The sequence below is a fragment of the Streptomyces sp. TAA040 genome (assembly GCF_000424845.1).
In genome coordinates, this window is the sequence record NZ_AUKR01000009.1 from 209061 (window position 1) to 222664 (window position 13604).

Consider the following 13604-nt stretch of genomic DNA (forward strand, 5'->3'; position numbering starts at 1 on the left):
CTGAACCGCACCACCCTCGGCCTGCTGTCGGCGGTGACCGCGCTGGCCGCGCTCACCGGGGTCGCCCAGCTCACCGCGCCGGACGGAACGGCGGCGGGCAGCGCCGCGGAGACCGAGCGGCTGCCGGTGGAGCAGTCCACCCTGGTGTGCCCGCAACCGGCCGGCTCCGAGGTCGGGGAGACCGTCCACACGGCCTTCACGCCGGAATCCGACCTCATCCGGGACTCCGACGGGAAGGGCGCCGCCGCGCTGCTGCCGGCCGCTGACACCCTGGAGGGCGGCGGCAACACCGAAGACGGGTCCGACGTGGAGTCCGAGGACGCGAAGGAGGGGGAGGAGCCCCGGCTGCCGCTCACCGAGCCGGGCGTCCCCGTCGTGGCGGAGGACGACAGTGGGGAGCTGCCCGCGCTCACCGGTACCGCGACCGGCCCGCTGGCCCCCGGCTGGACCGTCCAGCAGACGACCGCGATCAGCTCGGGCGCCGGCCGCGGACTGCACGGGGTCAGCTGCTCGGCGCCCGACACCGACTTCTGGTTCGCCGGGGTCAGCACCGCCGAGGAACGGAACGACTACGTCCACCTGACCAACCCGGACAGTGCGGCGGCGATCGTGGACCTCGCGTTCCACGGGAAGGACGGCGCGATCGAGTCCGACAGCGGCACCGGCATCAACGTCCCCGGACGATCGACGGTCGCGGTGCTGCTCTCCACACTGACCCCGGAACCGGTCGTCAACCCGGTGCTCCACGTCGGCGTACGGGCCGGCCGGATCGGGGCCCAGGTGCAGGCGCTGGACGACGACCTGGGCGGCGACTGGATCGCGTCCGCCGCGGCCCCGTCGGAGACGCTCGTACTGCCGGGCATCCCGGCCGACGCCGAGGAGGTGCGGCTCGTCGCCTTCGCCCCCGGTGAGCGGGATGCCGAACTGGACGTGAAGCTCGCCGGACCGACGAGTTCCATCTCACCGGCCGGCCAGGAGACGCTGAACGTCAAGAGCGGCATGGTCACCGCCGTGGACCTCGGCGACCTGACGAAGGGGGAGCCCGGATCGCTGGTGCTGACCGCCGCCGAGGGGCGGGAGCCCGCTCCGGTGGTGGCCGGCCTGCGGGTCCTCCGGGGTACGGGCGACGACCAGGAGTCGGCGTTCATTCCCGCGGTGTCCGCGGTGACCGATCGGGCCACGGCGGTCGGCAACGGCGACGGGGACGCCGCGCTCTCGCTGGCCGCCCCGGACGGGGCGGCCGAGGTACGGGTCACAGCCTCCGCGGGCAGCGGTGGCGGCGAACCGGCGAGCAAGAGCTACCAGCTCAAGGCGGGCACCACCACGCTGGTGGAGGACCTGGCGCCCGAGGGCGGCGAGGGCCGCTTCGCGTGGACGGTGGAGCGGCTCTCCGGCGGGCCGGTGCACGCCTCCCGGATGCTCCGGACCGACGAGGACGACGTCCCGGCGTTCACCGTCCAGGTGCTGCCCGACGACCGGGGCGTCGTCCAGGTGCCGGAGGCCCGGCAGGACCTCGGGGTGCTCGGCGACTGACCGGCGGCGGACGGACGCCCGTCGGCCGCCGTCGAGTGCCGCCGGGCCTCTGTCCGACGCCGGGGCGTCGCGGACGTCCGGAGCGCCTCGGTGACCGGAGCAGCGGGGCGGGCTCAGTCCCGGCCGTAGCGGGGATCGACGGATTCGGGCGAGAGGCCGAGAAGTTCGGCCACCTGCTCCACCACGACCTCGTGCACCAGCAGCGCCCGTTCGTCCCGGCTCCTGGCGCGCAACTCCACCGGGCGGCGGAAGACGATGACGCAGTCCGGCCGGTCGCCGCGGGCCGGGACCAGTGCACCCAGCGGGACCGTGCCGCAGAGAGCCTCCCAGCCGTCGGTGCCGTCCCGGGCGGGTGCCGGGTGCGGAACGTCCTGCACAGCGAAGTCCACCCCGGACAGCTGCGGCCACTGGTGCTCCAGCCGCTCGGCGGAGTCCCGCACCAGGTCGTCGAAGGACTCGGCACGGCTGATCGCCAGCGGGACCTGCGGCGGCGCGACCGGTCCGCGCATCCCGCGTCCGTGGCGGTCGCGGCGGCGCTGCCGCGGCGTGCCGCCCTCGGGCCGGTGGGGTGGTACGGCGTTGCTCATCGTCTGTCGAGACTAGCGGGCCCGGCCGCCTTGGGCCGCCCGGCCGTCGCCATCGGGGCCGTCGGTTGCCGCTCCGGCAGCCGGAGCGGCAACCGACGGGCCGGTAGGAGCAGTACGCGGCCGTCCGGGGGTACGCCGGTTGCGCCCCGCCCGGTTCCCTTCGCGGGAGGCAGTGACGTTTCTTCGTCACGGCCCGGGGCACTGCGCGGCCGCAGCGGCCCGGCGTACCGGGCAAACCGTGACGACACGGCCGAGTGATGCCGCACCGCGTCGTCGCAGCCCGTTCGAAGGTGAGGTACCGTCCACCATCGTGAGTCCTGTACGTCGCTGTTCGCGCACCGCGTGCGGCCGCCCCGCCGTGGCGACGCTGACGTACGTCTATGCGGACTCGACCGCCGTCCTCGGCCCGCTGGCGACCCACGCCGAGCCGCACTGCTACGACCTGTGCTCCGAGCACTCCTCCCGGCTCACCGCGCCGCGCGGCTGGGAGGTCGTACGCCTCGCCGTCGACGCCGGCCCGGCGCAGCCCAGCGGTGATGACCTCGAAGCGCTGGCAGACGCCGTCCGGGAGGCCGCCCGCGTCCCTCGGCGCCGGCCTGCCCCGGCAGAGGCCCCGCCCGCCGGGCGCGAGATCGACCCGATGGAGGTCGCCCGGCGCGGGCACCTGCGGGTGCTGCGCTCGCCGGACTCCTGAGCTGCTTCCCGAGCCGCCCGGCGCCCGCCGACCGGTGCGGGTAGGTTTGACCTTCCGGACGTACTCCAGGAGGGGTGGCCTGTGCCTGACTTGTCGCAGATCGTGAAGGCGTACGACGTGCGGGGCGTGGTCCCCGACCAGTGGGACGAGCACCTCGCGGAGCTGTTCGGAGCCGCCTTCGTGGAGGTCACCGGTGCCCCCGCGGTCACCATCGGCCACGACATGCGGCCCTCCTCGCCCGGGCTGGCCGGGGCCTTCGCCCGCGGCGCGGCCGGACGCGGCGCCGACGTCACCGAGATCGGCCTGTGCTCGACCGACCAGCTCTACTACGCCAGCGGGCACCTCGACATGCCCGGCGCGATGTTCACCGCCAGCCACAACCCGGCCCGCTACAACGGCATCAAGATGTGCCGTGCCGGAGCGGCCCCGGTCGGGCAGGACACCGGGCTCGCCGAGATCCGCGCCCTGGTCGAGGAGTGGGCCGACGGCGGGCCGCCCGCCATCACCGCCGCCGAGGGCCGCATCGTCCGGCAGGACGTGCTGGCCGACTACGCCGGGTACCTGCGCGGACTGGTCGACCTCGGCGGCATCCGCCCGCTGAAGGTGGTCGTAGACGCGGGCAACGGCATGGGCGGGCACACCGTCCCCACCGTGTTCGAGGGGCTGCCGCTCACGCTGGACGCGATGTACTTCGAACTGGACGGCAGCTTCCCCAACCACGAGGCCAACCCGCTGGATCCGGCCAACATCGTGGACCTCCAGAAGCGGGTCCGCGAGGTCGGTGCCGACCTCGGGCTGGCCTTCGACGGTGACGCCGACCGCTGCTTCGTGATCGACGAGCGCGGCGAGCCGGTCTCCCCGTCCGCGATCACGGCCCTGGTCGCGGCCCGGGAGCTGACCAAGCACGGCGGCGGCACCGTGATCCACAACTGCATCACCTCGTGGTCGGTGCCGGAGGTCGTCAGGGAGTCCGGCGGCACACCGGTCCGCACCCGGGTGGGCCACTCCTTCATCAAGGGCGAGATGGCAGCCACCGGCGCGATCTTCGGTGGTGAGCACTCGGCGCACTACTACTTCCGCGACTTCTGGAACGCCGACACCGGCATGCTCGCCGCGATGCACGTGCTCGCCGCGCTCGGCGGCCAGCAGGGCACCCTCTCCGACCTGGTCTCCGTCTACGACCGGTACGCCGCCTCCGGCGAGATCAACAGCACCGTCGACGACCAGGCCGCACGGGCCGCCGCAGTCGAGGAGGCCTTCGCGGGCCGCGCGGGCGTCGAGCTCGACCACCTGGACGGCCTCACCGTCACCGCGGCCGACTGGTGGTTCAACCTCCGGGCCTCCAACACCGAGCCGCTCCTGCGGCTGAACGTCGAGGCCCGCGGGACCGACGACATGACCCGGGTGCGCGACGAGGTGCTCGCGCTCATCCGCGACTGAGCCGCCGTCCCGCCCCGGGTCGCTGTCACGCTCCGGCCCCGCCGAGCCCGCGCGGCGGGGCCGGACGCGGCGCACACCCGCGGTGCCGCGGCGGTAGGCTGACCACGATCGACGACCCCACCCCGGAGGGACACCATGCCGCTCGAAGCCGGTCTCCTGGAGATCCTCGCCTGCCCGGCGTGCCACGCGCCCCTCCGCGAGGAGTCGGCCGCCGCCGACTCCGGCGCCGACAGCGAACTGCGCTGCACCGGCGGCGAGGACTGCCGCCTGACGTACCCCGTACGGGACGGCATCCCGGTGCTGCTCGTCGACGAGGCGCGCCGCCCGGCCTGACCCGAGCGGCGGAAAGAGGAGCAGGGCCATGCTGGACGAGTTCTTTCTCGACGACGCCGACGCTCTCGCGGCATCCGACCGGTACGGCCGCCTGCGCGGCGCCGCGCAGGCCGGGGCCCGCTCCCGCACGGCCCTGCGGAACGCCGAGGAGTCCGGACTGGCCGACCTCTGCCCCGACGGAAAGCCGCGCGCCCTGCTGGTCGCGGGTCCGGGCCCGTCCGCCGACTGCGTCGCCGACCTGCTCGCCGCTGTCACCGGCGGCTCGGTGCCCGTCTCCGTCGTCCGCCCCACCGGCGCGGACACCGGCGCCGTCCGCTGGGCGCTGCCCGGCTGGGCCGGCCCCCTCGACCTCCTGCTGCTGCTCACCCCCGACGGCACCGAGCCGGGTCTGGGCGCCCTGGTGGAGCAGGCCTTCCGGCGCGGCGCCGCCGTCGTCTCCGTCGCCCCCGCCCGGAGCCCCCTGAGCGGTGAGGTCACCGCGGCCCACGGCCTCGCCGTCCCCTTCGCCGCAGCCCCCGGCGGCTCGTCCGGGACACCGGCGTCCGCCGCACGGGAGCCGGCCGCCCCCGGCGCGCTCTGGGCGTTGCTCACCCCGCTGCTGATGCTCACCGACCGGCTGGGCCTCAGCCGCACCCCGCCCGAGGCCCTGGCGGCACTGGCCGACCGGCTGGACGAGGTCGCCGGCCGATGCGGACCGGCCGTCCCCCTCTACACCAACCCGGCCAAGACCCTGGCCGTCGAGCTCGGCGAGACCCTTCCGCTGCTCTGGAGCGAGGGCCCGGTCGCCGGCGCGGCCGTGCGGCACTTCGGCACCGTGCTGGCGGGCCTGGCCGGACGTCCCGCCGTGCCCGCCGAACTGCCCGCGGCCCTCGTCTCGCACGCGGCGCTGCTGAGCGGAGCCTTCGGCGCGCCGGACCCGCTCGCGGTCGCCGACGACTTCTTCCGCGACCGGGCCGAGGAAGCCCCCGCGCTGCGGGCCCGCGTGGTGCTGCTCAGGGACGGCCCGCCCGGGCGGGACTCGCCGGCGCCCGCCGCCCGCGACCTCGCCCACAGCCGGGACGCCGCCCTCAGCGAGCTGCAGGCGGCGGACGGCAGCAGCGTGCTGGAGGCCGCCGCCGAACTCATCGGCACCGCCGACTTCGCCGCCGTCTATCTGACCCTCGCCTCCGGCGGAGCCGGCTGAGCCCGCCGGGCACCGCTCCGCACGCCCTACCGCGTCCGCGGTCCCGACCGGCCCCCCCGTCGTCCGCACGCCCCACTTCCGCACGCCCCGCACGCACCACCGAAGGATCGCCCGATGGACCGCCTCGCGAACACAGTGCGCCCCTACGCCTGGGGCTCGACCACCGCCCTGCCCAAACTGCTCGGTACCGAGCCGACCGGTGAGCCGCAGGCCGAGCTGTGGATGGGCGCCCACCCCGGTGCCCCGTCCCGCGTCGAGCGGGGCGACGGACCCCGCCCGCTGACCGAGGTGATCGCCGCCGACCCCGAACGCGAACTCGGCACGTCCTCGGTGACGGCCTTCGGCCCGTCCCTGCCCTTCCTCTTCAAGGTCCTCGCCGTCGGCTCCCCGCTGTCCCTCCAGGTGCACCCCGACCCGGACCAGGCCCGGCGGGGCCACGCAGCGGAGGAAGCCGCGGGTGTACCGCTCGACGCGCCGCACCGCACTTACAAGGACACCCACCACAAGCCCGAACTCATCTGCGCCCTCACCGAGTTCGAGGGGCTCTGCGGCTTCCGGCACCCGGACGAGTCCGCCACCCTGTTCGCCGCACTCGACATCGACGGCCTCAAGCCGTACGTGGACCTGCTGCGCGCCCACCCGGCCGGCGCAGCCCTGCGCCAGGTGCTCACCGCGGTGCTCTCCGGCGACCGGGAAGCCGTCGCCGGAACCGTCACCGAGGCGGTGGCCGCCGCCGAGCGCCTGGCCGCCGAACCCGGCCCGTACCGCGCGGCGTACGCCGCCTGCGCTGCCGCCGCCCACCACCACCCGGGCGACCCCGGCTTCCTCGCCGCGCTGCTCCTCAACCACGTGACCCTGCAACCGGGGGAGGCGCTGTACCTGGGCGCCGGCGTGCCTCACGCCTACCTCGGCGGCCTCGGGGTCGAACTCATGGCCAACTCCGACAACGTGCTGCGCTGCGGCTTCACCCCGAAGCACGTGGACGTCCCCGAACTGCTGCGCGTCGTCCGCTTCGAGCCCGGTGAGCCGGGCGTGCTGCGGCCGGAGGCCGGCGCGGACGGATCCGAGGTGTACAGCACCCCCGCCCGGGAGTTCCAGCTCTCCCGCCACGTCCTGGCGCCGGGCGCCCGGTCCGGCGCGCTTCCCGCCGGCGCTCCGCAGATCGTGCTCTGCACGAGCGGGAGCCTGCGCCTCATCGACGACGAGGGCACCGAACTCGTACTGGAGAAGGGCGAGTCCGTGTTCGTTCCCGCCACCGGCACCCTACGGCCGAGCGGTGACGGTACGCTCTTCCGCGCCACTGTCGGAGTCTGACCCGAGGGGCCGCACGGAGCCACTCGGGCGCGTGCGCTGACACGTCGGAAGGGACCCGCCTCCATGAGCGCAACAGGCGGTACGAAAGCCATTGTCGCCGCCCTCGTCGCGAACTTCGCCATCGCGGTGGCCAAGTTCGTCGCCTGGGCGTTCAGCGGTTCGTCGTCGATGCTCGCCGAGGGCGTCCACTCGCTGGCCGACTCGGGCAACCAGGGGCTGCTGCTCCTGGGCGGCCGCAGGGCCAAGCGCGAGGCCAGCGACGAGCACCCCTTCGGCTACGGTCGGGAGCGCTACATCTACAGCTTCCTCGTGGCGATCGTGCTCTTCTCCATCGGCGGGGTCTTCGCCCTGTACGAGGGCTACGAGAAGATCCAGCACCCGCACGAGCTGACCCACTGGTACTGGCCCGTCGGCGTCCTGGTCTTCGCCATCGTGGCGGAGGTCTTCTCCTTCCGGACCGCCATCGGGGAATCCAACCAGGTGCGCGGCTCGCTTACCTGGGTGCAGTTCGTCCGCCGGGCCAAGGCGCCGGAGCTTCCCGTCGTCCTGCTGGAGGACCTCGGTGCCCTCGTCGGGCTGGTGCTCGCCCTGCTCGGGGTCGGCCTCACCCTGCTCACCGGCGAACCGGTCTGGGACGGCATCGGCACCATGTGCATCGGTGTGCTGCTGGTGACGATCGCGATCATCCTCGCCGCGGAGACCAAGTCGCTGCTCCTGGGCGAGTCCGCCGACGTCTCCGAGCTGGGCAGGATCCGCGAGGCGATGGTGGACGGCGAGAGCGTCACCGCCATCATCCACATGCGGACGCTGCACCTCGGTCCCGAGGAGCTGCTCGTCGCCGCCAAGATCGCCGTCCCCGGAGACGACTCGGCCGTCCAGGTGGCCCGTGCGATCGACGCCGCCGAGGCCCGGGTCCGCGAGGCGGTCCCCATCGCGCGGGTGATCTACCTCGAACCCGACATCCCCCGCTTCGGCGTCCTCCGCCCCTGACCCCCCAACGGCCAGCGGCGCCGGAGCAGCCGACGTCCCGAGGAGGTGCGACCCGCTTCCGATGCCGTGCGGTCCGCTCCCTGACGCCGTACGACCGGCCCCGGGGAGCGGACCGCACGGCATCGGCTATCGCCCCGATCGCCCCGGTAGGGCCGCTTTCCTCACCGGGACGCTGGCCGAAAATCACCCCGCACGCGTGCTGCGGGGCTCACCTGCCGGCCCAACGGGTGGGGGGTCAAGGTGTAGATTCGAAGGGCACAGACGTCGCTGCTGATGGCGGTCGGGCGAGCTCCGGGAAGCCGGGGCCACCGAGGGAGAGAGGGCCTCCGACGGACTGCGCTGCGGCAAGGGCACCGGTGTGTCCGTAGGGTGCGCCGGGTGGGTCGACCTCCCGGCGGCGCCCGGGGTGCGCACTCCCGCCACCGCCGCAGAACAGCCAGCCGTACACCCTCGTCCCAGATCCGAGGAGCAATCGCATGACGACGCCTGACACCGCACAGGACTTCAAGGTCGCCGACCTCTCGCTGGCCGCCTACGGCCGCAAGGAGATCAAGCTCGCCGAGCACGAGATGCCGGGACTGATGGCGATCCGCGCCGAGTACGCCGCGACCCAGCCGCTCGCCGGCGCCCGGGTCATGGGCTCGCTGCACATGACGGTCCAGACCGCCGTGCTGATCGAGACCCTGGTCGCGCTCGGCGCGGAGGTGCGCTGGGCCTCCTGCAACATCTACTCCACGCAGGACCACGCCGCCGCCGCGGTCGCGGTCGGTCCGGACGGCACCGCGTCCGACCCGCGGGGCATCCCGGTGTTCGCCTGGAAGGGCGAAACCCTCGACGAGTACTGGTGGTGCACGGAGCAGGCCCTGACCTGGCCGAACGCCGAGACCGGCGGCCCGAACATGATCCTCGACGACGGCGGCGACGCCACCCTGCTCGTCCACAAGGGCGTCGAGTACGAGAAGGACGGCAAGGTCCCGGACGTCTCGACCGCCGAGAGTGAGGAGCACCGGGCCATCCTGGAGCTGCTGACCCGCACGCTGGGCGAGGCACCGCAGAAGTGGACCCGGCTGGCGTCCGAGATCCGCGGCGTGACGGAGGAGACCACCACCGGCGTCCACCGCCTCTACGAGATGCACCGCGACGGCACCCTGCTGTTCCCCGCGATCAACGTGAACGACGCGGTGACCAAGTCGAAGTTCGACAACAAGTACGGCTGCCGCCACTCGCTGATCGACGGCATCAACCGCGCCACCGATGTGCTCATCGGCGGCAAGACCGCCGTGGTCTGCGGCTACGGGGACGTCGGCAAGGGTTGCGCGGAGTCGCTCCGCGGCCAGGGCGCCCGGGTCGTCATCACCGAGATCGACCCGATCTGCGCACTCCAGGCGGCCATGGACGGCTACCAGGTGGTGCGGCTGGACGACGTCGTCGAGACGGCCGACATCTTCATCACCACCACCGGCAACCGCGACATCATCATGGCCTCCGACATGGCCCGGATGAAGCACCAGGCGATCGTCGGCAACATCGGCCACTTCGACAACGAGATCGACATGGCCGGCCTGGCCGCGATCCCCGGCGTGGTCAAGGACGAGGTCAAGCCGCAGGTCCACACCTGGACCTTCGCCGAGGGCAAGGTCCTGATCGTCCTCTCCGAGGGCCGGCTCCTCAATCTGGGCAACGCGACCGGCCACCCGTCGTTCGTGATGTCCAACTCCTTCGCCAACCAGACGATCGCCCAGGTCGAGCTCTTCACCAAGCCGCAGGAGTACCCGACGGACGTCTACGTGCTGCCGAAGCACCTGGACGAGAAGGTCGCGCGGCTGCATCTGGAGGCGCTCGGTGCCCGGCTCACCGAGCTGCGCCCCGAGCAGGCCGCCTACATCGGCGTTCCGGTCGAGGGCCCCTACAAGTCCGACCTCTACCGCTACTGAGCCGTACTCGCCCCCACCGAGCTCGCGTCACCGGCGTTTGGTGCCCGCCCCGAGAGGTGCGGGCACCGGACGCCCGGACGCGGCCGTGCCCGGTTCCGTGCCCCCTCCGGGGAGCGGGCCGGGCACGGCCGCGTCCGGCTCCGCACGTGTCCGAAGAACTGGGACCCGCATGCCCCGAGGCCGCTACTCGCACCACGACACCCACGACGGCACCCCGCTGGGGGAGGAGCATTTCCAGTGCGCGCCCGGCCCCTCCGGCTGGCGGTACGTCTCGCAGCTCACCACTCCCGACGGCGCCCCGGCCGGATCCGTCGACCTCACCCTCGACGGCCTCGGCCGCCCGCTGAGGCTGGCCCTCGCGGCCGGCGGCTGGCAGGTGCGCGGCGCCGCCCTCGACGGTGTCACCTGGGTGCGCACCGACCCGGGTGGCGATCGCGCGCAGGAGGCCAACGCTCCCGCGCAGGCCTTCACCGGTGCCTCCCCGGCATTCCTGATCGCCACCGCATTTCTGCTGCGTCCCGCGCTCTCGGCGCCGGCGACACGGGTGCGGCTGGTCGCCGTGAACCCGCCCGTCCTCGCCGCCCGCACCCTCGACCAGTCCTGGGAGCTGCTGGAACAGGTGCCGCACGACACCGACGGCGGACCGCTGCGGGTGGACGGCTACCGGGTGACCGACCTGGAGACGGGCGAGCAGGCTGCCGTCCACCTGGCCGGCGACGTGGTCCTGGCTGCCCCGGGCATCGAGCTGGAGGAACTTGAGTCCCCGCCCTCCGCCCTCCCCTGACCCCCAGGGCACGAGCGCTCGCGGATGTGGTCGGCCGTGCAGGGCAGATCGGGGACGGGGAGTCGGGCCGAGGAGCGCGAGGGCGGACGGTTCCCCCGGCGCACTCCCCGAGCGCGGGGAGTGCGCCGGGCGCGTGCGTCAGGAGGGCGGGGTGAAACCGCCGCCGCCGGCAGGCGGAGGGTGTTCCGAGGGCGGGTCCGCGGGCGCCGCCTCGGCCGGGGCCGCCACCTCCTGGAAGCCCTCCTCCGGCGCTCCGGGGTACGCGCCTGGCACGGCGGGAGGCGCGAGTGCGCCGGAGCCGTGTGCCGGAGCCGTCAGGAAGGGAGGGGCGTGGGCCCGGCGCGTATCCCTGGCCTGCCGCTCGGCCAGCACGCCCGTCAGGTAGCCGAGGGCCGGGAGGCCTCCCGGTGGTGGTGTCCCGGTGTACGCGGCCACGTCCGAACCGAGGCGCTCCGCCATCGACCGGCTGGTGTCCGGATCGAGCTGGGCGCTGCGCATCAGGTACTGCCGCACGGCGAGCCACAGGGCGTCCGGTATGCGGGAGAGGTCCAGCCCGCGGAGGTAGCTCTCCAGCCAGGGTGGCGGCGCGGGCATGGCCACCGACTCCTCCGCGGCGTTCCGCTCCCGTACGACCAGGGTTCCGGCGAAGACGTCGCCCAGCCGCCGGCCGCGGTCGGAGACGATCGAGGAGACGCAGGCCACCGCACCGAGACTGAGCTGGATCTCGACGAACCCGAGAAGGCTGCGCACCAGCGCGTGCCGGAAGCGGATCGGCCCGCCGTCCTCCCGGACCACCCGCAGCCCGAGCGCGAGTTTGCCCGGCGAACGGCCGTGGGTCAGCGTCTCCACCGCCGCGGGGACGCCCATCAGCGTCAGCACCAGCAGCGCCACCGACACCGCCGCCGTCGCCGCACTGTCCAGCCCGGACACCGCGGTCACGAGAAGCAGCAACAGCAGCAGGTAGCAGGACCACAGGAGCAGCAGGTCGACGCAGATGGCCAGCGCCCGGCTCGCCACCCGGGCCGGCCGCAGGCCCAGCACCACCGCGTCACCCGTCACCAGTTCGCTCACCCGGCACCTCTTCCTCTGCTGTCCGCTGTCCGCTGTCCGCTGTCCGCGTCTGCTGCCTGACGGCGTCCGCCCGCTGCTGCCCACTGTCCACCGTTCCGAAGGTGGCACTCACGGGCCAGTCTGCCGACCGGGACCGGCCGACCGCCACGCAGCCGTCTGCGAAGCTCTTCCCATGGATCTCGACGTGTTCGTCTCCGCGCACCGTGGCGAATGGGAACGCCTGGAGGAGCTGCTGCGGCGCCGTCGACGGCTGTCCGGTACCGAGGTCGACGAGCTGGTGGCGCTCTACCAGCGCACCTCGACCCACCTGTCGCAGGTACGGTCCAGCGTCCCGGACCCCGGCCTGATCGGCCGGCTCACGACACTCGTCGCCCGGGCGCGCAGCGCCGTCACCGGCCCGCGCCGTTCGTCCTGGCGGGACGCGGGGCGGTTCTTCGCCGCCGGATTCCCGGCCGCGGTGTACCGGACCAGGCACTGGTGGGTTCCGACCGCCGTCCTCTCCGCCCTGGTCGCGGCGGTCATCGGCTGGTGGATCGGCGCGCACCCGGACGTCCAGTCCGCGCTGGGGGCTCCGCAGGAGCTGCGGGAGATGACCCGGCCCGGCGGGCAGTACGAGGCGTACTACTCCAGCAGTCCCGCCGCCTCCTTCGCCGCCCAGGTGTGGACGAACAACGCCCAGGCGGTCGCGATCTGCCTCATCTGCGGCGCACTGCTCGGCATCCCGGTCCTGTGGGTCCTGTTGCTCAACATGACCAACCTCGGGGTGGGGTTCGGGCTGATGGGATCCGCGGGGCGCCTGGACGTGTTCCTGGGGCTGGTCATCCCGCACGGATTGCTCGAACTGACCGCAGTCTTCGTCGCCGCGGGTACCGGGCTGCGGCTGGGGTGGACGCTGATCGACCCGGGCCGGCGGACGCGGCGCAACGCGCTCTCCCAGGAGGGCCGGGCGGCGATCGGCATGGCAATCGGACTCGCTGCCGTGCTCTTCGTCTCCGGGGTGATCGAAGGGTTCGTCACCCCCTCCGGGCTGCCGACCTGGGCCCGGATCGCCATCGGAGTCCTGGCGGAGGTGCTCTTCCTCGTCTATGTCTGGGTACTGGGCGGGAGAGCGGTACGCGCAGGTGAGACAGGGGACGTCGCGGAGGAGGACCGCGCGGCCGAACCGCCTGTCGCGGCCTGATCCCCGGCTTTCGCGCCGGATGTGCATCGCGGTCCGCGGAGCTGCTATTGTCCTCTTCGCCGCACGGAAAACCGTTGACACGGGGGTCCTGCGGCGGTGGATTCGAACGGTTGCCTGGAGTTCGACGAGCTCGGCAGCAACGGTTAGTATCTCTCTCGCCTCGAAATTCGGTTCCGGCCAAATGAAGAGGCGATTCCGAATCACTCGGGAATCAAGCAGCCGATTGGATCGGCCCACATGATTCTGATAGAGTCGGGGACACACCGAAGGGAAGCGCCCGGAGGAGCCTGGGAGGGTTTCGAAGGAAGCGTCCGTTCTTTGAGAACTCAACAGCGTGCCAAAAGTCAACGCCAGATATGTTGATACCCCGTCCGGGGGTGGGTGATTGTGGTTGTCATGGTTGCCCGCCTGTGGATGTGGTTTCTTTGAGTATTGATGAACACAGCGAGGACGCAGTGGATGCGGGGCTTATTCCGGCTTCGTGTTCCGCTCCCTGTGGTGTCTTCATTTTGAAGCATTCATGGAGAGTTTGATCCTGGCTCAGGACGAACGCTGGCGGCG

12 protein-coding genes are annotated in these 13604 nt (G+C 73.0%); 10 read left to right on the forward strand and 2 right to left on the reverse strand.

Going from position 1 to position 13604, the window contains the following annotated elements; genetic code table 11:
• Positions 1 to 1533 carry a DUF5719 family protein gene (locus tag H300_RS0110110; protein WP_028427341.1) on the forward strand — a complete coding sequence of 511 codons (1533 nt, stop codon included), beginning with the start codon at positions 1 to 3 and terminating at the stop codon, positions 1531 to 1533.
• A gap of 113 nt (positions 1534 to 1646) precedes the next feature.
• Here H300_RS0110110 and H300_RS0110115 read toward each other — a convergent pair whose 3' ends face one another.
• On the reverse strand, positions 1647 to 2120 hold the full coding sequence (locus H300_RS0110115; RefSeq protein ID WP_078515865.1) for a metallopeptidase family protein: 474 nt from the start codon (positions 2118 to 2120) through the stop codon (positions 1647 to 1649).
• 310 nt (positions 2121 to 2430) lie between these two features.
• On the opposite strand from H300_RS0110115, the gene H300_RS0110120 reads away from it, so the two are divergent.
• From H300_RS0110120 to H300_RS0110155, 8 genes are all read left to right on the forward strand, one after another.
• Complete coding sequence (locus H300_RS0110120) at positions 2431 to 2814, forward strand: DUF3499 domain-containing protein (RefSeq protein WP_028427343.1); 384 nt, start codon at positions 2431 to 2433, stop codon at positions 2812 to 2814.
• Between the two features lie 81 nt (positions 2815 to 2895).
• Complete coding sequence (locus H300_RS0110125; protein WP_028427344.1) at positions 2896 to 4254, forward strand: phosphomannomutase/phosphoglucomutase; 1359 nt, start codon at positions 2896 to 2898, stop codon at positions 4252 to 4254.
• A 135-nt stretch (positions 4255 to 4389) separates the two neighbouring features.
• Positions 4390 to 4587, forward strand: coding sequence for a Trm112 family protein (locus H300_RS0110130; RefSeq protein ID WP_028427345.1), 198 nt, complete (start codon positions 4390 to 4392; stop codon positions 4585 to 4587).
• A 28-nt stretch (positions 4588 to 4615) separates the two neighbouring features.
• Positions 4616 to 5770 carry an SIS domain-containing protein gene (locus H300_RS0110135; RefSeq protein WP_028427346.1) on the forward strand — a complete coding sequence of 385 codons (1155 nt, stop codon included), beginning with the start codon at positions 4616 to 4618 and terminating at the stop codon, positions 5768 to 5770.
• Positions 5771 to 5884: 114 nt separating this feature from the next.
• The gene (gene manA / locus H300_RS0110140) at positions 5885 to 7084 is read left to right on the forward strand and encodes a mannose-6-phosphate isomerase, class I (RefSeq protein WP_028427347.1); all 1200 of its coding nucleotides are present in this window, start codon (positions 5885 to 5887) and stop codon (positions 7082 to 7084) included.
• A 63-nt stretch (positions 7085 to 7147) separates the two neighbouring features.
• Complete coding sequence (locus H300_RS0110145) at positions 7148 to 8074, forward strand: cation diffusion facilitator family transporter (RefSeq protein WP_028427348.1); 927 nt, start codon at positions 7148 to 7150, stop codon at positions 8072 to 8074.
• 476 nt (positions 8075 to 8550) lie between these two features.
• Entirely contained in the window at positions 8551 to 10008 is a 1458-nt protein-coding gene (ahcY, locus tag H300_RS0110150) for an adenosylhomocysteinase (RefSeq protein WP_028427349.1), read from the forward strand.
• Positions 10009 to 10177: 169 nt separating this feature from the next.
• Entirely contained in the window at positions 10178 to 10792 is a 615-nt protein-coding gene (locus H300_RS0110155; protein ID WP_028427350.1) for a hypothetical protein, read from the forward strand.
• Positions 10793 to 10930: 138 nt separating this feature from the next.
• Here the strand turns inward: H300_RS0110155 and H300_RS0110160 are convergent, their stop codons facing one another.
• Positions 10931 to 11863, reverse strand: a complete 933-nt coding sequence (locus H300_RS0110160; protein WP_028427351.1) for an RDD family protein — start codon at positions 11861 to 11863, stop codon at positions 10931 to 10933.
• A gap of 172 nt (positions 11864 to 12035) precedes the next feature.
• On the opposite strand from H300_RS0110160, the gene H300_RS0110165 reads away from it, so the two are divergent.
• Positions 12036 to 13043: a stage II sporulation protein M gene (locus tag H300_RS0110165; RefSeq protein ID WP_028427352.1), complete on the forward strand. Its 1008-nt coding sequence runs from the start codon at positions 12036 to 12038 to the stop codon at positions 13041 to 13043.
• The last annotated feature ends 561 nt before the right edge of the window (positions 13044 to 13604 follow it).

Bases quoted from the DNA above. Each gene is read 5' to 3' on its own strand.
- H300_RS0110145 (WP_028427348.1), top strand. From the start codon at position 7,148: ATGAGCGCAACAGGCGGTACGAAAGCCATTGTCGCCGCCCTCGTCGCG.
- H300_RS0110135 (WP_028427346.1), top strand. From the start codon at position 4,616: ATGCTGGACGAGTTCTTTCTCGACGACGCCGACGCTCTCGCGGCATCC.
- H300_RS0110115 (WP_078515865.1), bottom strand. From the start codon at position 2,120: ATGAGCAACGCCGTACCACCCCACCGGCCCGAGGGCGGCACGCCGCGG.
- manA (WP_028427347.1), top strand. From the start codon at position 5,885: ATGGACCGCCTCGCGAACACAGTGCGCCCCTACGCCTGGGGCTCGACC.
- H300_RS0110155 (WP_028427350.1), top strand. From the start codon at position 10,178: ATGCCCCGAGGCCGCTACTCGCACCACGACACCCACGACGGCACCCCG.
- ahcY (WP_028427349.1), top strand. From the start codon at position 8,551: ATGACGACGCCTGACACCGCACAGGACTTCAAGGTCGCCGACCTCTCG.
- H300_RS0110165 (WP_028427352.1), top strand. From the start codon at position 12,036: ATGGATCTCGACGTGTTCGTCTCCGCGCACCGTGGCGAATGGGAACGC.
- H300_RS0110130 (WP_028427345.1), top strand. From the start codon at position 4,390: ATGCCGCTCGAAGCCGGTCTCCTGGAGATCCTCGCCTGCCCGGCGTGC.